This window comes from Microvirga sp. P5_D2, assembly GCF_054049475.1.
The window spans coordinates 1-605 of the sequence record NZ_JBFUMH010000416.1; the positions used below are offsets into that span (position 1 = coordinate 1).

The 605-nt window shown below is 64.4% G+C and carries 1 protein-coding gene; it reads right to left on the reverse strand.

What is annotated here, in order from left to right; all coding sequences use genetic code 11:
* Positions 1-605: transposase (locus ACXJKO_RS32045; RefSeq protein ID WP_457095019.1), on the reverse strand; the 605-nt coding region annotated here is incomplete at both ends.

The following is a 605-nucleotide window of genomic DNA, read 5'->3' on the forward strand; positions in this document are numbered from 1 at the left end:
GATGCCGCGGTTTGTCATGGCACGCGCATCCGGATCGGTGAGCGAGATCTGCTGGTCGGGAGCGGCCAGCACCTGCGGCTCCARCTCCCGGAACTGCTGCATCTGCTCYCTGAGTGCCGCGATCTTGTCCTTGATCCGTCCGGCCTTCTCCTGCGCCAGTGCGCTCTCCTGCCGGTCGGCGGTGTCGAGGGCGGACAGATAGTGTGCGATGCTGGCCTCRACCTGCTCGATGCGCTTGGCGAGTTTGGCYGGCGTGAAGTTCTTATCGCGCGCGTTGACCGCCTTGAACTTGGAACCGTCGATGGCCACCACCGCCTGCGAGAACAGGTTGAGCTTGCGGCACAGTTCGACGAACTGCCGGCACACCGCCCGGATGGCCGCTCCATTGTCCTTGCGGAAGCGGACGATGGTCTTGTGATCCGGCTGGAGCTGGCCAGTCAGCCACATCAGCTCGAGGTTACGGCCGGTCTCCTGCTCCAAGCGACGGCTGGACGGGATGCGGTTGAGATAGCCGTAGATGTAAATCTTGAGCAGCGCCGCCGGATGATAGGCCGGGCGGCCTGTCGCCTGTGGGATGACCCTCTCGAACCCCAGAGCGCGCAGGT